Origin of the sequence: Streptomyces sp. A2-16, assembly GCF_018128905.1 — a bacterium.
Taxonomy (GTDB): domain Bacteria; phylum Actinomycetota; class Actinomycetes; order Streptomycetales; family Streptomycetaceae; genus Streptomyces.
This window is the reverse complement of sequence record NZ_CP063808.1, coordinates 7,253,713-7,271,097: the sequence shown is the minus strand read 5'-3', so window position 1 is coordinate 7,271,097 and position 17,385 is coordinate 7,253,713. Positions and strand designations below refer to the sequence as shown.

General features: G+C 69.8%; 23 protein-coding genes. 21 read left to right on the top strand and 2 right to left on the bottom strand.

Features of this window, described 5'->3' with window-relative positions:
* Positions 1–64 precede the first annotated feature (64 nt).
* The 8 genes from IOD14_RS32725 to IOD14_RS32690 are packed head-to-tail and all read left to right on the top strand — an operon-like array spanning position 65 to position 6,623.
* Positions 65–808 carry a metalloregulator ArsR/SmtB family transcription factor gene (locus IOD14_RS32725; RefSeq protein ID WP_123988418.1) on the top strand — a complete coding sequence of 248 codons (744 nt, stop codon included), beginning with the start codon at positions 65–67 and terminating at the stop codon, positions 806–808.
* Positions 805–2,229: a Fe-S cluster assembly protein SufB gene (sufB, locus tag IOD14_RS32720; RefSeq protein ID WP_123988417.1), complete on the top strand. Its 1,425-nt coding sequence runs from the start codon at positions 805–807 to the stop codon at positions 2,227–2,229. Before IOD14_RS32725 ends, sufB begins: the two co-directional genes overlap by 4 nt.
* Before the next feature lie 59 nt (positions 2,230–2,288).
* Positions 2,289–3,470 (top strand): Fe-S cluster assembly protein SufD, encoded by a 1,182-nt coding sequence (gene sufD / locus IOD14_RS32715; protein ID WP_123988416.1) that lies wholly within the window; start codon positions 2,289–2,291, stop codon positions 3,468–3,470.
* Entirely contained in the window at positions 3,470–3,787 is a 318-nt protein-coding gene (locus IOD14_RS32710) for a non-heme iron oxygenase ferredoxin subunit (protein ID WP_123988415.1), read from the top strand. Before sufD ends, IOD14_RS32710 begins: the two co-directional genes overlap by 1 nt.
* A gap of 7 nt (positions 3,788–3,794) precedes the next feature.
* On the top strand, positions 3,795–4,559 hold the full coding sequence (gene sufC, locus IOD14_RS32705) for a Fe-S cluster assembly ATPase SufC (RefSeq protein WP_123988414.1): 765 nt from the start codon (positions 3,795–3,797) through the stop codon (positions 4,557–4,559).
* Positions 4,556–5,812, top strand: a complete 1,257-nt coding sequence (locus tag IOD14_RS32700) for a cysteine desulfurase (protein ID WP_123988413.1) — start codon at positions 4,556–4,558, stop codon at positions 5,810–5,812. Before sufC ends, IOD14_RS32700 begins: the two co-directional genes overlap by 4 nt.
* Before the next feature lie 17 nt (positions 5,813–5,829).
* Positions 5,830–6,294 (top strand): Fe-S cluster assembly sulfur transfer protein SufU, encoded by a 465-nt coding sequence (gene sufU, locus IOD14_RS32695; RefSeq protein ID WP_123988412.1) that lies wholly within the window; start codon positions 5,830–5,832, stop codon positions 6,292–6,294.
* Positions 6,291–6,623 carry a metal-sulfur cluster assembly factor gene (locus IOD14_RS32690; RefSeq protein ID WP_123988411.1) on the top strand — a complete coding sequence of 111 codons (333 nt, stop codon included), beginning with the start codon at positions 6,291–6,293 and terminating at the stop codon, positions 6,621–6,623. The genes sufU and IOD14_RS32690 overlap by 4 nt, the downstream gene beginning before the upstream one ends.
* A 67-nt stretch (positions 6,624–6,690) precedes the next feature.
* Here IOD14_RS32690 and IOD14_RS32685 read toward each other — a convergent pair whose 3' ends face one another.
* Entirely contained in the window at positions 6,691–7,506 is an 816-nt protein-coding gene (locus tag IOD14_RS32685; protein ID WP_123988410.1) for an AbfB domain-containing protein, read from the bottom strand.
* 266 nt (positions 7,507–7,772) lie between these two features.
* Here IOD14_RS32685 and IOD14_RS32680 point away from each other — a divergent pair, with 266 nt between their 5' ends.
* From IOD14_RS32680 to IOD14_RS32655, 6 genes are all read left to right on the top strand, one after another.
* Positions 7,773–8,093, top strand: coding sequence for a multidrug efflux SMR transporter (locus IOD14_RS32680; protein WP_123988409.1), 321 nt, complete (start codon positions 7,773–7,775; stop codon positions 8,091–8,093).
* Complete coding sequence (locus IOD14_RS32675) at positions 8,093–8,650, top strand: TetR family transcriptional regulator (RefSeq protein WP_212672233.1); 558 nt, start codon at positions 8,093–8,095, stop codon at positions 8,648–8,650. The genes IOD14_RS32680 and IOD14_RS32675 overlap by 1 nt, the downstream gene beginning before the upstream one ends.
* A 213-nt stretch (positions 8,651–8,863) precedes the next feature.
* Entirely contained in the window at positions 8,864–9,853 is a 990-nt protein-coding gene (gene dapD / locus IOD14_RS32670) for a 2,3,4,5-tetrahydropyridine-2,6-dicarboxylate N-succinyltransferase (RefSeq protein ID WP_212672232.1), read from the top strand.
* Between the two features lie 127 nt (positions 9,854–9,980).
* The gene (locus tag IOD14_RS32665; protein WP_123988406.1) at positions 9,981–10,196 is read left to right on the top strand and encodes a hypothetical protein; all 216 of its coding nucleotides are present in this window, start codon (positions 9,981–9,983) and stop codon (positions 10,194–10,196) included.
* A gap of 175 nt (positions 10,197–10,371) precedes the next feature.
* A complete protein-coding gene (locus IOD14_RS32660; protein ID WP_123988405.1) occupies positions 10,372–10,941 on the top strand; it encodes a SigE family RNA polymerase sigma factor in 570 nt (189 codons plus the stop codon).
* Positions 10,938–12,164 carry a WD40 repeat domain-containing protein gene (locus IOD14_RS32655; RefSeq protein ID WP_212672231.1) on the top strand — a complete coding sequence of 409 codons (1,227 nt, stop codon included), beginning with the start codon at positions 10,938–10,940 and terminating at the stop codon, positions 12,162–12,164. Before IOD14_RS32660 ends, IOD14_RS32655 begins: the two co-directional genes overlap by 4 nt.
* On the opposite strand, the gene dapA is transcribed toward IOD14_RS32655, so the two are convergent.
* Positions 12,165–13,058 carry a 4-hydroxy-tetrahydrodipicolinate synthase gene (dapA, locus tag IOD14_RS32650; protein WP_174269091.1) on the bottom strand — a complete coding sequence of 298 codons (894 nt, stop codon included), beginning with the start codon at positions 13,056–13,058 and terminating at the stop codon, positions 12,165–12,167.
* A 152-nt stretch (positions 13,059–13,210) separates the two neighbouring features.
* Between dapA and IOD14_RS44810 the strand changes: the two genes are divergently transcribed.
* From IOD14_RS44810 to IOD14_RS32620, 7 genes are all read left to right on the top strand, one after another.
* Positions 13,211–13,339 carry a hypothetical protein gene (locus tag IOD14_RS44810; protein ID WP_280843644.1) on the top strand — a complete coding sequence of 43 codons (129 nt, stop codon included), beginning with the start codon at positions 13,211–13,213 and terminating at the stop codon, positions 13,337–13,339.
* Positions 13,336–14,028: a hypothetical protein gene (locus tag IOD14_RS32645; RefSeq protein ID WP_123988402.1), complete on the top strand. Its 693-nt coding sequence runs from the start codon at positions 13,336–13,338 to the stop codon at positions 14,026–14,028. The genes IOD14_RS44810 and IOD14_RS32645 overlap by 4 nt, the downstream gene beginning before the upstream one ends.
* A 51-nt stretch (positions 14,029–14,079) precedes the next feature.
* Positions 14,080–14,499, top strand: coding sequence for a phage holin family protein (locus IOD14_RS32640; RefSeq protein ID WP_123988401.1), 420 nt, complete (start codon positions 14,080–14,082; stop codon positions 14,497–14,499).
* A complete protein-coding gene (locus IOD14_RS32635; protein WP_212672230.1) occupies positions 14,496–14,990 on the top strand; it encodes a DUF3618 domain-containing protein in 495 nt (164 codons plus the stop codon). The genes IOD14_RS32640 and IOD14_RS32635 overlap by 4 nt, the downstream gene beginning before the upstream one ends.
* Before the next feature lie 247 nt (positions 14,991–15,237).
* On the top strand, positions 15,238–15,939 hold the full coding sequence (locus IOD14_RS32630; RefSeq protein WP_212672229.1) for an antibiotic biosynthesis monooxygenase: 702 nt from the start codon (positions 15,238–15,240) through the stop codon (positions 15,937–15,939).
* 81 nt (positions 15,940–16,020) lie between these two features.
* On the top strand, positions 16,021–16,644 hold the full coding sequence (locus tag IOD14_RS32625; protein ID WP_212672228.1) for a helix-turn-helix domain-containing protein: 624 nt from the start codon (positions 16,021–16,023) through the stop codon (positions 16,642–16,644).
* Between the two features lie 3 nt (positions 16,645–16,647).
* The gene (locus IOD14_RS32620) at positions 16,648–17,382 is read left to right on the top strand and encodes an SRPBCC domain-containing protein (protein ID WP_123988397.1); all 735 of its coding nucleotides are present in this window, start codon (positions 16,648–16,650) and stop codon (positions 17,380–17,382) included.
* Positions 17,383–17,385: the final 3 nt, after the last annotated feature.

Here is a 17,385-nt window from a genome sequence, read left to right as displayed (position 1 = left end):
AAGGCACCATCCACGGGTCGGACGCGGCTTGCCCGGCCCTGAGGAATTACGCAACAATGGCGTTGTGAAAAACGTCGGCGAGGCTCGGGAGACCCCCACGGGGGCCCCTCAGGAGGAGCTCGCGACCGGTGAGCGGTCCACCCGCAACCGCGTCGCGCGATCCATCCTGGACCACGGCCCGTCGACCGTCACCGAACTGGCCGGGCGGCTGGGGCTGACCCCGGCGGCCGTACGGCGCCATCTGGACGCGCTCGTGGCCGACGATGTGGTGGAGGCGCGGGAGCAGCGGGTGTACGGCGCGCGGACGCGTGGCCGGCCCGCCAAGGTCTTCGCGCTCACCGACTGCGGCCGGGACGCCTTCGACCAGTCCTACGACAAGCTCGCCGCGGACGCTCTGCTCTGGATCCAGGAGCGCTTCGGCGGGGACGAGGCGGTCGTCGCCTTCGCGCGTGCCAGGATCGCCGCGCAGGCCGAGGAGTACCGCAAGGCCGTCGAGTCCGCCGCCCCCGAGGAGCGCACCGAAGCCCTGGCCAAGGCCCTGAGCGCGGACGGGTACGCTGCTACGGCGCGCAGCGCACCGGTCGGCGAGCAGCTCTGCCAGCATCACTGCCCGGTGGCCCATGTCGCGGAGAAATTCCCGCAGCTGTGCGACGCCGAGACGGAGATCTTCTCGCAGCTGCTCGGGACACACGTCCAGCGACTTGCAACCATCGCCCACGGTGACGGCGTCTGTACGACATTCATCCCAAAGATTTCCAAGAACACCCATAACGCATCTGCAAGCACCGCCGGGAGGAACCCCGCATGACACTCCCCATCGAGGAGACTGCCCACCCCGAGCTCGAGGGTCTGGGCAACTACGAATACGGCTGGGCCGACTCCGACGTGGCTGGTGCCTCTGCCAAGCGCGGCATCAATGAGGACGTCGTCCGGGACATCTCCGCGAAGAAGTCCGAGCCGGAGTGGATGACCAAGCTCCGTCTCAAGGGCCTGCGGCTGTTCGACAAGAAGCCCATGCCGAACTGGGGCTCCGACCTCTCCGGCATCGACTTCGACAACATCAAGTACTTCGTGCGCTCCACGGAGAAGCAGGCGGAGTCCTGGGAGGACCTGCCCGAGGACATCAAGAACACGTACGACAAGCTCGGCATCCCCGAGGCGGAGAAGCAGCGCCTCGTCGCCGGTGTCGCGGCCCAGTACGAGTCCGAGGTCGTCTACCACCAGATCCGTGAGGACCTGGAGGAGCAGGGCGTCATCTTCCTCGACACCGACACCGCTCTCAAGGAGCACCCGGAGCTCTTCAAGGAGTACTTCGGCACCGTCATCCCGGTCGGCGACAACAAGTTCGCGTCGCTCAACACCGCGGTGTGGTCCGGCGGCTCCTTCATCTACGTGCCGAAGGGCGTGCACGTCGAGATCCCGCTCCAGGCCTACTTCCGGATCAACACCGAGAACATGGGCCAGTTCGAGCGGACGCTGATCATCGTCGACGAGGGTGCCTACGTGCACTACGTCGAGGGCTGTACCGCGCCGATCTACAAGTCGGACTCGCTGCACTCCGCGGTCGTCGAGATCATCGTCAAGAAGAACGCCCGCTGCCGTTACACGACCATCCAGAACTGGTCGAACAACGTCTACAACCTGGTCACCAAGCGCGCCGTGGCGTACGAGGGCGCGACCATGGAGTGGATCGACGGCAACATCGGCTCCAAGGTCACCATGAAGTACCCGGCCGTCTACCTGATGGGCGAGCACGCCAAGGGCGAGACCCTCTCCATTGCCTTCGCGGGCGAGGGCCAGCACCAGGACGCCGGCTCCAAGATGGTCCACATGGCGCCGAACACGTCGTCCAACATCGTGTCGAAGTCCGTCGCGCGCGGTGGCGGCCGTACGTCCTACCGCGGTCTCGTCGAGATCGGCGAGGGCGCCCACGGCTCCAAGTCCAACGTGCTGTGCGACGCGCTGCTCGTCGACACCATCTCCCGCTCCGACACCTACCCCTACGTGGACGTCCGCGAGGACGACGTGTCCATGGGCCACGAGGCGACCGTCTCCAAGGTCAGTGACGACCAGCTCTTCTACCTGATGAGCCGCGGCATGACCGAGTTCGAGGCGATGGCCATGATCGTGCGCGGCTTCGTCGAGCCCATCGCCAAGGAACTGCCGATGGAGTACGCGCTGGAGCTCAACCGGCTGATCGAGCTGCAGATGGAAGGCGCGGTCGGCTGACCCGTCCTTCGAGAAGCAGCGGCATATTTCTGACGTAGGAAGAGAGCAGACCGACAGCCATGGCTGAGGCTCAGAACATCCCCGTGGGGTCCACCACCGCGGGCCAGATCGCGGTGGCCGCCGAGTCGACCGTCGCCACGCGCATGAGCGCGCCCCCCTCCTTCGACGTGGCGGACTTCCCGGTCCCGCACGGTCGCGAGGAGGAATGGCGGTTCACCCCGCTGGAGCGCCTGCGCGGGCTGCACGACGGCACCGCCGTCGCGACCGACGGCGGCCTGAAGGTCGACGTGGACGCCCCCGAGGGCGTCACCGTCGAGACCGTCGACCGCGGCGACGCCCGCCTCGGCAGGGCCGGTACCCCGGTGGACCGGATCGCCGCCCAGGCGTACTCCGCGTTCGAGAAGGCCGGCGTGATCACCGTCCCCAAGGAGACGGTCCTCACCGAGCCCATCCGGATCGCCGTGCACGGCGAGGGCGGCACCGCCTTCGCCCACCAGGTGATCGAGCTGGGCGCCTTCGCCGAGGCCGTCGTGGTCATCGACCACACCGGTGACGCGGTGCTCGCCGCCAACGTCGACTACGTCCTGGGCGACGGCGCCAAGCTGACCGTCGTCTCCGTCCAGGACTGGGACGACAAGGCCGTGCACGTGGCCCAGCACAACGCGCTGATCGGCCGCGACGCCACCTTCAAGTCGTTCGTGGTCACCTTCGGCGGCGACCTCGTCCGGCTGCACCCGCGCGTCGCCTACGCCGGCACCGGTGGCGAGGCCGAGCTGTTCGGCCTGTACTTCACCGACGCCGGCCAGCACCAGGAGCACCGCCTCCTGGTCGACCACAACACCCCGCACTGCAAGTCGAACGTCGCCTACAAGGGCGCGCTCCAGGGCGAGGGCGCCCACGCGGTGTGGATCGGCGACGTGCTCATCGAGGCCAAGGCCGAGGGCACCGACACCTACGAGATGAACCGCAACCTCGTCCTCACCGACGGCGCCCGGGTCGACTCCGTGCCGAACCTCGAGATCGAGACCGGCGAGATCGTCGGCGCCGGCCACGCCTCGGCGACCGGCCGCTTCGACGACGAGCAGCTCTTCTACCTGATGGCCCGCGGCATCCCGGCCGACGAGGCCCGCCGTCTGGTGGTCCGCGGCTTCTTCGCGGAGCTGGTCCAGCAGATCGGTGTCGACGACATCGAAGAGCGCCTTCTCGTGAAGATCGACGAGGAGCTGGAGGCCACCGTCTGATGGCCTACGTACGCGCCTGCGGGCTGAGCGAGCTGGAGGAGGACACCCCGAAGCGGGTGGAACTCGACGGCACGCCGGTCTCGGTCGTGCAGACCGAGGGGGAGGTGTTCGCGATCCACGACATCTGCTCCCACGCGAACGTCTCGCTCTCCGAGGGCGAGGTGGAGGACTGCCAGATCGAGTGCTGGCTGCACGGCTCCAGCTTCGACCTGCGCACCGGCAAGCCGTCCGGCCTCCCCGCGACGCGCCCCGTCCCCGTATACCCCGTAAAGATCGAAGGGGACGACGTGCTCGTCTCCCTCACCCAGGAGTCCTGAGGCACCCATGGCAACGCTTGAAATCCGAGACCTGCACGTCACCGTCGAGGCCGACAACGCCACGAAGGAGATCCTCAAGGGTGTCGACCTGACCGTGAAGCAGGGCGAGACGCACGCCATCATGGGCCCCAACGGCTCCGGCAAGTCGACTCTCGCCTACTCCCTCGCGGGTCACCCGAAGTACACCATCACCGGCGGCACCGTCACCCTCGACGGCGAGGACGTCCTGGAGATGGAGGTCGACGAGCGCGCCCGCGCGGGCCTGTTCCTGGCGATGCAGTACCCCGTCGAGGTCCCCGGCGTCTCGGTCTCCAACTTCCTGCGCACCTCCGCCACCGCCATCCGCGGCGAGGCCCCCAAGCTGCGCACCTGGGTGAAGGAGGTCAAGGAGGCCATGGAGCGCCTCAACATGGACCCCTCCTTCGCCGAGCGCAACGTCAACGAGGGCTTCTCCGGCGGTGAGAAGAAGCGCCACGAGATCCTCCAGCTCGAACTGCTCAAGCCGAAGGTCGCGATCCTCGACGAGACGGACTCCGGCCTGGACGTCGACGCGCTGCGGATCGTTTCCGAGGGCGTCAACCGCGTCCGTGAGACCGGTGAGGTCGGCACCCTGCTGATCACGCACTACACGCGCATCCTGCGCTACATCAAGCCCGACTTCGTCCACGTCTTCTCCGGCGGACGCATCGTCGAGTCCGGCGGCGCCGAGCTCGCCGACAAGCTGGAGAACGAGGGCTACGAGGTTTACACGAAGGGTGGCGCATCCGAGTGACACAGCTGCCGGGCCTCCTCGACACAGAGGCGATCCGCAAGGACTTCCCGATCCTGGACCGCCTGGTCCACGACGACCGGAAGCTCGTCTACCTGGACAACGCGGCGACCTCGCAGAAGCCGCGCCAGGTGCTGGACGCCCTGAGCGAGTACTACGAGCGCTACAACGCCAACGTCCACCGCGGTGTGCATGTGCTCGCCGAGGAGGCCACGGCGCTGTACGAGGGCGCGCGCGACAAGGTCGCCGAGTTCATCAACGCGCCCTCGCGCGACGAGGTGATCTTCACCAAGAACGCCTCCGAGTCGCTCAACCTCGTGGCGAACATGCTGGGCTGGGCCGACGAGCCCTACCGCGTGGACTCCGAGACCGAGATCGTCATCACGGAGATGGAGCACCACTCCAACATCGTGCCGTGGCAGCTGCTGTCGCAGCGCACGGGCGCGAAGCTGAAGTGGTTCGGGCTGACCGACGACGGCCGCCTCGACCTCTCCAACATCGACGAGATCATCACCGAGAAGACGAAGATCGTCTCCTTCGTGCTGGTGTCGAACATCCTGGGCACGGTCAACCCGGTCGAGACGATCATCCGCCGTGCGCAGGAGGTCGGCGCGCTGGTCTGCATCGACGCCTCCCAGGCGGCCCCGCACATGCCGGTGGACGTGCAGGCGCTTCAGGCCGACTTCGTGGCCTTCACCGGCCACAAGATGTGCGGTCCGACGGGCATCGGCGTGCTGTGGGGACGGCAGGAACTCCTGGAGGACCTGCCCCCGTTCCTCGGCGGCGGCGAGATGATCGAGACCGTGTCGATGCACTCGTCGACGTACGCCCCGGCGCCGCACAAGTTCGAGGCGGGCACGCCCCCGATCGCGCAGGCGGTGGGCCTGGGCGCGGCGATCGACTACCTCAACTCGATCGGCATGGACAAGGTCCTCGCCCATGAGCACGCGCTGACCGAGTACGCGGTGAAGCGCCTGGCGGAGGTCCCGGACCTCAGGATCATCGGCCCGACCACGGCCGAGGACCGGGGCGCGGCGATCTCCTTCACGCTCGGCGACATCCACCCGCACGACGTGGGCCAGGTTCTCGACGAGGAGGGCATCGCGGTCCGGGTCGGCCACCACTGCGCGCGGCCGGTCTGCCTCCGGTACGGAATTCCCGCGACCACGCGAGCGTCGTTCTATCTGTACTCCACTCCGGCCGAGATCGACGCACTGGTCGAGGGTCTGGAGCACGTACGGAACTTCTTCGGCTGACGGGAACGGGCTATCGCATGAAGCTGGACTCGATGTACCAGGAAGTCATCCTGGACCACTACAAGCACCCGCACGGGCGTGGTCTCCGGGATGGCGACGCCGAGGTGCACCACGTGAACCCGACGTGCGGCGACGAGATCACCCTGCGTGTGAAGTACGACGGCACGAGGATCGAGGACGTCTCCTACGAGGGCCAGGGCTGCTCGATCAGCCAGGCCAGCGCGTCCGTGCTGAACGATCTGCTGGTCGGCAAGGACCTGGCGGACGCGCAGCGGGTTCAGGAGACCTTCCTGGAGCTGATGCAGTCGAAGGGCAGGATCGAGCCCGACGACGCGATGGAGGAGGTGCTGGAGGACGCGGTCGCGTTCGCCGGTGTCTCCAAGTACCCGGCCCGGGTCAAGTGCGCCCTCCTCAGCTGGATGGCGTGGAAGGACGCGACGGCCCAGGCGCTGGGCGCCGACGCCGAAAGGAAGACGGCATGAGCGAGACCATTGAGATGAAGCCGGCCTCCGAGGAAGAGATCCGCGAGGCCCTGTACGACGTCGTCGACCCCGAGCTGGGCATCGACGTCGTCAACCTCGGCCTGATCTACGGCATCCACATCGACGACGCGAACATCGCGACCCTCGACATGACCCTGACCTCGGCGGCCTGTCCGCTGACGGACGTCATCGAGGACCAGGCCAAGTCCGCCACGGACGGCCTCGTCAGCGAACTCCGCATCAACTGGGTGTGGATGCCGCCGTGGGGACCGGACAAGATCACGGACGACGGACGCGAGCAGCTTCGGGCGCTCGGGTTCAACGTCTGAGCGAGCGCACACGCGAGAGCGGCGGCACCTTCGGGGGTGCCGCCGCTCTCACGTTCTCGGGGACGGCTCAGGCCAGGCCGCCCACCAGCTGGAACGACGAGTCCGACAGATACTGCGAGCTGTACTCGAAGCGTTCCAGGCGGATCACGAAGTTCTTGTGGCGCAGGAAGTAACCGGGGTAGTTCACCGACTCCAGCATCTTCGCGCCACCGGTGTAGGCGGCGTCCCGGAGGCAGAACGTGGCGTCCTGCTTGAAAAGGGACGAGCCGTCGTTTCGTTCCGCCCGGAGCACGAAGCTGCGGTGGCGCAGGTACGTGCCGTCACGGGTGGTGAACGAGTAACAGGAGCCGTCCGCCAGCCCCTTGACCTGCTTGAAGGTGGCGTCCTCGCGGGACTGCGAGCCGCTGACCGGGTCCAGGCCCACATAGCCGTCGTCCACGTGCCAGAAGCGGCTGGGGTAGTTGACCGAGCGGAACGAACGGTAGGTCGCGGAGGGCTTCGGCTTCGACGAACCGCCCTTGGACGCGGTGGGTTTGGGCGGCTTCGGGGAGGTCGTGACCGCGACGGTGGGGCCGGTGCCCTGCTGCCGGGGTCCCCGGGGAGTGGGGGACACCGAGGACAGGCCGCTGTCGCCCTGCGGCGCGGTGGTCGTCGCGGGCTGCGAGGAGAAGGAGATCAGGCCTCCCTCGTCACGCGCGGTTTTTGACGAGTTGTCATCTCCGTTGTCGGTGGCGGCTATCGCCGCGACACAGGCGACGATCGTGGCCACCGCCATCGCCCCGGCCAGATAGAGCCGTCTGGTGCCGGGCGTACGGGAGGTGTCCAACGTCCAGCCGTTCTCCCAGGGGCGGTCCTGGGGCGGCCGGGACTTGTCTTCGGGCATGCGCTGTTCCTCCGGCGCGGCGCGGTGCGACGTGCCGCTGCTGTGGTGGCGCGGTATGTGAATGGTGAAACACAGGTGGTTGCGGGTGAACACTAGTGGTTTCAGGCCGTCCCGAGCAGCCCTTTGAACCGGCCCGTTTCCACATTCGCCGCTCAGTGGGCCCTCGGTCGTGCCCAGTTGGGCGGCGGGAGTGGTGATGTGCTCACCTCTGCCCCGCTTGTCCCGTACGGGCTCATGACCGGGCGCCGTTATGTACGCTTGTACACATGGGATACCTGCTGCTCGCCGGAGCCATCGCCGCCGAGGTCGGAGCGACCACGGCCATGAAGTACACCGAGGGCTTCAGCCGGCTCGGGCCCTCGCTGCTGACCGTGCTCGGCTATGTGCTCTCCTTCGCGCTGCTCGCCCAGACGCTGAAGACGGTGTCGGTCGGCACCGCCTACGCGATCTGGGCCGGGGTCGGCACCGCCGCGATCGCCTCGATCGGGATGGTCTTCCTCGGGGAGGGGATGACGGTCACCAAGGCCGCCGGGATCGCGCTGATCATCGTGGGGGTCGTGGTCCTGAACCTCGGCGGGGCGCACTGATGGCCCGGCGGCACGACCCCGAGCGCCGGCAGCGGATCATCGACGCGGCCATCCGGGTCGTGGGGCAGAAGGGGCTCGCGGGGCTCAGCCACCGCAGCGCCGCCGCGGAGGCCGACGTACCGCTCGGGTCGACGACGTACCACTTCAAGAGCCTCGACGAGCTGATGGTCGCCGCGCTGCGCCAGGCCAGCGAGGGCTTCGCCAAGGCGGTCGCCGCGCACGGCACGCTCGACGACCCCGGTGCCGACCTCGCCGTCGGCCTCGCCCGCGTACTCGGTGACTGGCTCGGCGGCGACCGCACCGGCGTCGAGCTGGAGTACGAGCTCTATCTCGCCGCCCTGCGCCGACCCGCCCTGCGCCCCGTCGCCGCCGAATGGGCCGACGACCTCGCCGATCGCCTCGCCCACCGCACGGACCCGGTCACGGCACGGGCGCTGGTCGCGCTGATGGACGGCATCTGTCTCCAGGTGCTGCTGACGGGGGCACCGTACGACGAGGGGTACGCGCGGGAGGTGCTGGCACGGGTGATCCCGGAGGGGGTGCGGTCGATGTCCTGAGGGGGTGCGCGTGCCGTGTCCCGGGAGCCTTCCGGAGGGTTGGGGCTGGGTGGTTGTCCGGCTTCTGCCGGGCCTCGCGGCTGGGTGCGCGGCCCGGGGACCCGGTGTCTTCGAGGGCGGGGAGACCGGGTGGGACCTGCTGGGTCGCCCAGAAACCGAGACGGCTCGGGTGCGGGTTCGCGTCCCGTGGCTCCCGGCGGTTAGGTTTCCCTCATGACCGACACGACTGCTCCGCGCACCACCGGCGCCATCGCCGCAGGCCTCGCCACCGTCGCCGCCGACGGCACCGTTCTCGACACCTGGTTCCCCGCTCCCGAGCTCTCCGCCGAGCCCGGGCCGGCCGGTACCGAGCGGCTGTCCGCCGACCGGGCCGTGGAACTGCTCGGCGAAGGCGCCGCCAAGGCGATCGGTCCGGACGCCCGCCGGGGCGTCGAGGTGATCGCGGTTCGCACGGTCATCGCCTCCCTCGACGAGAAGCCGCTCGACACCCACGACGCCTACCTGCGGCTGCACCTGCTCTCGCACCGCCTGGTCCAGCCGCACGGCCAGAGCCTCGACGGCATCTTCGGTCTCCTGCCCAACGTCGCCTGGACCTCGCTCGGCCCGGTCGCCGTCGACGAGATCGAGAAGGTGCGCCTCAACGCCCGCACCGAGGGCCTGCACCTCGCGGTGACGAGCGTCGACAAGTTCCCGCGCATGACGGACTACGTGGCCCCCAAGGGCGTCCGCATCGCCGACGCCGACCGGGTCCGCCTCGGCGCGCACCTCGCCGCGGGCACCACCGTGATGCACGAGGGCTTCGTCAACTTCAACGCGGGCACCCTCGGCACGTCCATGGTCGAGGGCCGCATCTCCGCCGGTGTCGTGGTCGGCGACGGCTCGGACATCGGCGGCGGCGCCTCCACCATGGGCACCCTCTCCGGCGGCGGCAACGTCCGCATCACCATCGGCGAGCGCTGCCTGATCGGCGCCGAGGCGGGCGTCGGCATCGCGCTCGGCGACGAGTGCGTCGTCGAGGCCGGTCTCTACGTCACTGCGGGCACCCGGGTCACCATGCCCGACGGCCAGATCGTCAAGGCCCGCGAGCTCAGCGGCGCCTCGAACATCCTCTTCCGCCGCAACTCGGTCACCGGCACGGTCGAGGCCCGCCCGAACAACGCGGTCTGGGGCGGCCTCAACGACGTCCTGCACAGCCACAACTGAGCCGCTCCCGGGCCAGGACGAAGATCACTTACGGGTTACTCACCGTGACCTCGCGAGTGTTTCGGCAGATGAACGGGTGGACGCAGAGTCCGATCAGCCGCCGAAACGACGAACGAGGGGTCGAGCGATGAGGAATGTGCGGAAGAGGGCCGTGGCACGTGGACTGACGGTCCTCGCCACGGTGTGTCTCGTGCCCGCCGGCAGCGCGCACGCCGACGAGACCAACACCGGCTCGCACAACGGCCCCCGGATCGGCCTGGTCAACGTCGGCCAGGTGGACGACCCGATGGAGGACGTGCTGGAGCACCTGCTGCTGATCGGCGACGGGTACTCCTGGAACTGACCCGCAGAACTGACCCGCAGCACTGACCCGCAGCACCCGGTGGAAGTCGCCGTGGAGGACCCCGTTCCTCCACGGCGACTTTTTTTCGTGGTGGTGGCATAGCGGCGGGCCGCCGCACGCGTCACAAGGGTCGGAGGGGCGGCGCACAGGCGTCGCCGGGGAAGAGAAGGTGACGATGAATGCCGAAGGGCTGGAGAGTTTCCGGGACTTCGTGGACACCAGGTCGTCCGCCCTGCTGAAGACCGCCGTGCTGCTGTGCGGGGGAGACCGGCACGCCGGAGAGGACCTGCTGCAGAACGCCCTGGTGAAGGCGGCCGGGCGGTGGCAGAAGATCGACGAGCCGGAGGCCTACGTACGGCAGGTCCTCTACCGTCAGCAGGTCAGCCGCTGGCGGCTGAAGTGGCCCAGGCGCGAGGTCAGCGTCGCCGAGCCTCCCGAACCGCCGGGCACCGGCGACCCGGGCGCCGACACCGCCGCCGCGGCCGAACTGCGCCTGGTGATGCGCGAGGCCCTGTCCCGGCTCACCGCCCGCCAGCGCACCGTGCTGGTGCTGCGCTACTTCGAGGACCTGCCCGAGGCCGACGTGGCCCGGCTGCTGGGCTGCTCGGTCGGCACCGTGCGGTCCACCACCCATCGCTCGCTGGCCCGGCTGCGTCAGCTCGCTCCCGAACTGGCCGCCCTCGGGCCCGCGGAGGCCGAGCGGTCCGACACCCGTGACTACTCGCCCGTGGAGGTGCGTCCGTGAACGTCGACGACATCGTGCGCGACGCTCTGCGCGAGCAGGCCGCCGAACAGCCCCTGACACCGGCGGGGTTCGCCGACCGGGTGTTCGCCGTCCGGCGCCGTCGGCGCAACCGAAGGATCGCGGCCGCCGCCGTGGCCGCGGTGGCCGCGATCACCGTCGGGATCGGGGTGCCGCTGCTGGACTCCGGCAAGGAGGACGTACGGCCCTCGGGCGGCGGCGGCACCGTGGTCGAGAAGAAGACCAGGGCCCACCCCGACCAGTCGCCGCCGCGCGACGAGATCTCCGTCGGGGGCACGGCCCTGGCCGGGTACTTCATCCCGGAGACGGTCAAGAAGACCGCGGAGACCGCCGTCTACCAGCGCACCTACCATCTGCTGAACCCGAGGACCGGCAAGTACGCCAAGACCGCGGACTGGTCCTGGGTCGCCGTCGCTCCCGGCGCGAAGACCGCCGCCGTCCTCGAACAGGACCTGCCCACCTCACGGATCGGCCTGCTGGACCTGACCACCGGCAAGGTCGAGCGGTGGATCCCGGTCGATCACGGGGTCGGCGGGCTCGCCTTCTCCCGCGACGGCCGCAGGCTGATCGCCACGACCTACACCAAGAACCCCGATCTGCGGGTCAAGACACAGGGCGACTCCGAATGGGGCCAGGAATGGACGTCGAGCCGCACCGGCTTCTACGTCCTCGACGTGGCCTCCGGGAAGGGCGCCTGGAGCGAGGTGAAGCTCGCCGCCGACGACGGCAAGCTCGCGGGCACCTTCCTCAACACCCGCCAGGACTTCGCCCTCACCGACGACGGCCGGTACGCCTGGTCCGGGAACCCCATGGGGGACATCGGCAAGGAGTTCTGGGACCTCAAGGGCCACAAGGTCCCCACGCCCGCGAACGAGAAGCACCTGGAGTGGTTCGTCGAGGCGGGGAAGTCGCCGAACGGCGAGCTCGTCGCCGGTGACTTCGCGGGCAAGAAGTGGAAGACGTCCTCGTGGGTCGTCGACGCCGTGTCCGGTGAGAAGACCGAGGTGCGCGGGCAGCAGTTGCTCGCCTGGGTGGGCAACAAGCAGCTCATCGCCTGGGACATCGGCAAGAACGACAAGAACGAGTTCCATCAGCGGCTCGTGCTGGTCACCATCGGCGGCGACAAGGAGACCCCGCTCAGCGGCTTCCGGCAGGGGAACGACGGCGACGCCGGACGCTGGAAGCCGCTCTTCGCCCAGCCCTGATCAGGCGGCCACGAACCGTTCGTACTCCGCGAGCAGCCCGTCGGTCGCCTTCCGGCCGGCGGGCCGCAGCGGGGCGCGGACCGGGCCCGCGGGGAGACCGAGCGCGTTGAGGAGGGCCTTGGCAGTGACCGTGCCGGGCAGGCCCGCCGACATCATCGCCTCGATCAGCGGCGTGGCCCGTTGTTGGAGGCGGGCGGACACGGGGGTGTCGCCCGCCTCGAACATCTCCAGGATCGCCCGGAGCCGGTCCGGGACCACGTTGGCCACCGTGCTGACGTAGCCCGCCGCGCCCACCGCGTACAGGGCGAGGATGTGCTCGTCGCAGCCCGCGTAGTACGCCAACTCCGTGCGGTTCAGGACCTTCTGGGTGCCGAGAAGGTCGTAGGAGCAGTCCTTGACCGCGACGATCCGGGGGTGCTCGGCGAGCCGGATCATCGTCTCCGGCTCGATGCGGGTGCCGGTGCGGGACGGGATGTCGTAGAGCATGACGGGCAGTCCGCAGGCGTCCGTGATCTCCCGGAAGTGTGCCTCCAGCGCGTCCTGGGGCGGCCTGCTGTAGTAGGGGCTGACCACCAGGACCCCGTCGGCGCCCGCCTTCTCGGCGGCCAGGGCCAGTTCCACGGTGTGCCGGGTGTCGAAGGTGCCCACCCCGGCCACGACCGACGGCCCCTCGCCCACTGCCTCCCGCACCGCCGTCACCAGCGCCGCCTTCTCAGCGTCCGTCGTGGTCGGCGACTCGCCGGTCGTGCCGGACAGCACGAGACCGTCGCAGCCCTCGGCCACCAGGTGCGCGGCCAGTCGCTGAGCGCCGTCGAGATCGAGCGCGCCCTCCTCGGTGAAAGGCGTGATCATGGCGCAGAGGGCGCGGCCGAAGGGCGGGGCGATTGTCGTCATACGCGTAGTCTCGGCCGGGCAACCGTGAAGCTCCACTTAATTCTTCTACGGTGTACCGGTAAGGGATGCTGCGAAAAGGTCCTATGTCCAAAACGACCTCGCATGGGTCACCATGGTCAGGACGGTGCACGACCCCTGGTCCTGGAGGCGTCATGAAGCTCGGCAAGGCACTCGCCACCGGAGTCGCGGAAGAGCGGCCGGAGCTCCACGAGGAGGAGCTCGAGCTCCCCGAGGAGATCAAGGAACTGAAGGCTCCCGAAGAGGTTCCGGCGGCCCGATGAGACTGCGGCTGCCGGAGGAACGCCCGACGGAGCCGCCGACCGGATACAAGATCGCCCACCCGGTGCTGTCCCAGGACGGCACCCGGGCCGGGTTCACCGGAGTGTCGCTCGGCGGCGCGCTGCCGTACGGAGTCCTGGCCGACGCGTCCTGCGTCTACGGCCTGCGGCACCGGGCACCGAACCGCCGCTGCGACTGCGGCTTCCACTGCGTGCACGACCGCGCGGCGGCCGAGGCACTGCTGTGCACGGCCGAGCACCGCACCGCCGTCCTCCTGGACGTCCTGGTCCTCGGCCGCTACCTCCGCTTCGAGCTCGGCTTCCGCTACGCCCGCCAACGGGTGCGGACCGCGACCGTCGGCCCCTGCGCCTGCGGCACGGTCGCGGCCGTCCTCGCCGACGCCGGCTGGGGCAGACCCGGCTGGCGGGCCCTGACCCCCTCCTGCGCGGGCTGTCTGCGCGGCCGTACGGCCGTCTCGCTCGCCGGGTTCGCCCGGCTCGCCGGGGAGGGGCTGCGGGTGGTGGCACGGCCCGCCGCCGCGCCCGTGCTCGGCGACCCGGAGCTGCCCGAGGAGCTCGGGGTGCCCGAACTCGCCGCCGAAGCGGCCCTGTTGCAGGCCCGGCTCGACTGGTTCCAGAGCCAGCTGGCCCGGCTCGGGCAGCGCGGCCCGGACGGCGGCCCGCAGGGGTAGTGGACGCCGGGCCGGGTACCCGGGTGTTCCGACCGAGAGGAGGCGGAACACGTGACCGGAACCACGGCCCACAGGCCGGCGCACGACGAACATCACTCGGTGGGCGAACTCGTCGGACAAGCCACCGAACAGGTCTCCCGGCTGGTACGGCAGGAAGTCGCCCTAGCGAAGGAGGAGCTGGCCGAGAAGGGCCGGCGGGCCGGAAAGGGCGGCGGGCTGCTCGGTGCCGCCGGCGCCTTCGCCTACGCGGGACTGCTCGCCCTGGCCGGAACGGCCACCGCCGCACTCGCACTGGTGCTGTCGGTGTGGGCCTCGGCGCTGATCGTGACCGCCGTGCTGTTCGTGATCGCGGGCGTGCTCGCCGCGACCGGCCGGGCCCAGTTGCGCCGTGCCGCGCCTCCGACGCCCGAGGAGGCCCTCGGCAGCGTCAAGGCGGACGTCGAGGAGATCAGGGAAAGGGCGCACCGATGACGAACAGCGAGCCCCCCGTGACGGGGGCGAAGGGGCCCGAGGAACTGCGGCAGCAGATCGAGCGGACCCGTAGCGAACTCGGCGACACGGTGGAGGAGTTGGCAGGAAAGATGGATGTGAAGGGCCGTGCGCGGGCCCGTGCGGCAGATCTCAGGGACAAGGCGGGTGCCATGACCGTGCAGCTGCGCAGCAGCGCGGCGCAGGCCGGACACACCGTGCAGGAGAGGGCCACGCAGGCCGGCCACAAGGTTCACGACCGGGCCACGCAGGCGGGCCACCAGGTCCAGGACCGGACGCTGAGGGCCGGAAAGCTCACCCAGGGCAACGCGGCCGGGACGGGACGCACGCTGGAGCGGAGGGCGGAGCGCAGCGTGCCCCAGCCGGCCCGGCCCCTGGTCATGGCGGCCGTACGGCATCCTCGGCCGGTGCTGATCGTCGGCGCGGTCGTGGCCGCGGTCGTCGTCGTGTCGTGGCGGTACCCGAAGAAGTAGGCCACCGTACTCGCGAAACGGACGTGGGCGGCACCCGGAAGCACGGGTGCCGCCCACGTCCGTGCGTACCCTGCGGCCGCCGGGGGGGGGAGGGTCACTTCACCTCGGCTCGTCGTCGGCCTGCCCGTCCGTGCCGTAGTGGCTCTCCCGAAACCACCTCCCGAACCGCCGACTTGACCTGAATCATGGTTGAGGTTGAAGGGTGAGGGATGTCCGCATCGCACAGCGATCCGAGGAGGCCCCGCGCATGACCCGACGAACCGACACCCACCCCGACCTCACCCGCCCCGAGGTCGGCGCATCCCTCTTCAGCACCTGGCGGGTCGGCAACCCGCTGCGGCAGCGGGAGACCGTCGAGGCCGTCGCCGGTGCCTGGGAGCGCCGGCCGTGGCCCGCCGACGGACTCCTCGGCTACCACGTCTACACCGGACACGACACCGCGAGCCTCCTGCACTACTCGCAGTGGACGGACGAGCAGGCCTACGACGCCTTCGCGCGGACCCGGCGACTGGAGCGGGTCGACGAGATCGACACCGCGGTCCCGGGCATCGAGCGGCTGGGGCTCGGCCGCTACCGGCACTACCGCAGCGTCGTCCAGGAGGGTGCCCCTCGGGTCCCGGGGTGCATCGTGATCGTGGACATCGAGTTCGAGGGTCCCGACCCCGACCGGCAGCGCGCCTGGGTCGACGCCGTCGTCGAGGCGCTGGAGGACGAACCCCACCCGCACCACGGCGGCATCAGCGGCCACTTCCACCTCGGCACCGACGGCACCCGCATCCTCAACTACGCCGAGTGGGAGAGCGCCCAGGCCCACCTCGACGCCCTCGCCGCACCGGGGGACGGGATCGGCTCGGCGACGGACCGCTGGAAGCGCGTGCAGACCTGGCCGGGGCTGAAGAGCAGCGTGGTCAGCCGGTACGACCACGCCCTGGGCCTGGTTCCCGACTGAGCCCGGTCCGCTCGGCGCCGACCGCTCACCGAACACTCGAACCGTCTGGACAAAAAAAGTTTTCGGTGAGACGGTGGACCCATGCTGGACGTGACCGTGATCGAGGACCCCGAGGCCGCAGCCGCCTCCCTGGACCCCATACGAGCGAGGCTGCTCGCCGAGCTGGCGTCCGGCCCCGCGTCGGCCGCCATGCTGGCCGGCAAGGTCGGGCTGCCCCGGCAGAAGGTGAACTACCACCTCAAGGCCCTGGAGCGGCACGGCCTGGTCGAGCTCGCGGGGGAGCGCCGCAAGGGCAACGTCACCGAGCGGCTGATGCGGGCGACCGCGGCGTCGTACGTGATCTCACCGCTCGCCCTCGCCGCCGTGCAGCCCGACCCGGACCGCTTCCGCGACCAGCTCTCCGCGCGCTGGCTCCTCGCGCTGGGGGCCCGACTGGTGCGGGACGTCGGCCAGTTGATCACCGGCGCGGCCAAGGCCCGCAAACGGCTGGCGACCTACGCGCTGGACGGCGAGGTCCGCTTCGCCTCCGCCGCCGAACGGGCCGCGTTCATCGAGGAGTTGACGGCGGGAGTCACCGCCCTGATCCGCAAGTACGACGCCCCGGACGCCGAGGGCGGCCGTGACCACCGGATCGTCGTGGCGGTCCACCCGACGCTCAAGCAGTCCGAGCAGTCCGAGCACACAGTGCAGACCGAGTTGGAGTAGATCATGTCCAAGGAGTTCGAGATCGCCCGCGAGTTCGAGGTCGACGCCACCCCCGAGCAGGTGTGGGAGGCGATCACCACCGGAACCGGCGGCTATCTGTGGCCGATGGAGCCGCCCGAGCCCCGCGTCGGCGGCACCGGCCCCTTCGGGTCCAAGGTCACCGCCTGGGACCCGCCGCACCGCTACACCAACCGCGTCGAGGACGTCGAGGGCATCTCCGAGCAGACCCTCAACCAGCTCGACTACACCGTCGAACCCCGTGACGAGGGCCGACGGGCCTGGGTGCGCTACGTCCACAGCGGGATCTTCGTCGACGACTGGGACAACCAGTACGACGGAGCCGCCAAGCACACCGACTTCTACCTGCACACCCTGCGCGAGTACCTGACCCACTTCGCGCCCCGCCCGGCCGCCTTCGCCACCTTCGACGGACCCGAGGCGTCCAAGGCGCCGGACGCCCTCGCCGTCGTGGGACGCGCACTCGGGGTCGGCGAGGACGTGCCCGCCGGTACCCGCGTGACCGTCCACGGGCCGGACACCTTCGACGCCGTGGTCGACTACCGCAACCCGTACTTCATCGGGCTGCGCACCGACCGGGGCCTCACCCGGGTCTTCGGACGCAACCACTGGGGCCACCCGGTCGGCATCTCCCTGCACGACTTCGCGGCGGACGCCGACATCAAGGAGTGCGAGAACGAGTGGCAGGCCTGGCTGAACGGAGTGTTCAACCAGGCCTGACCT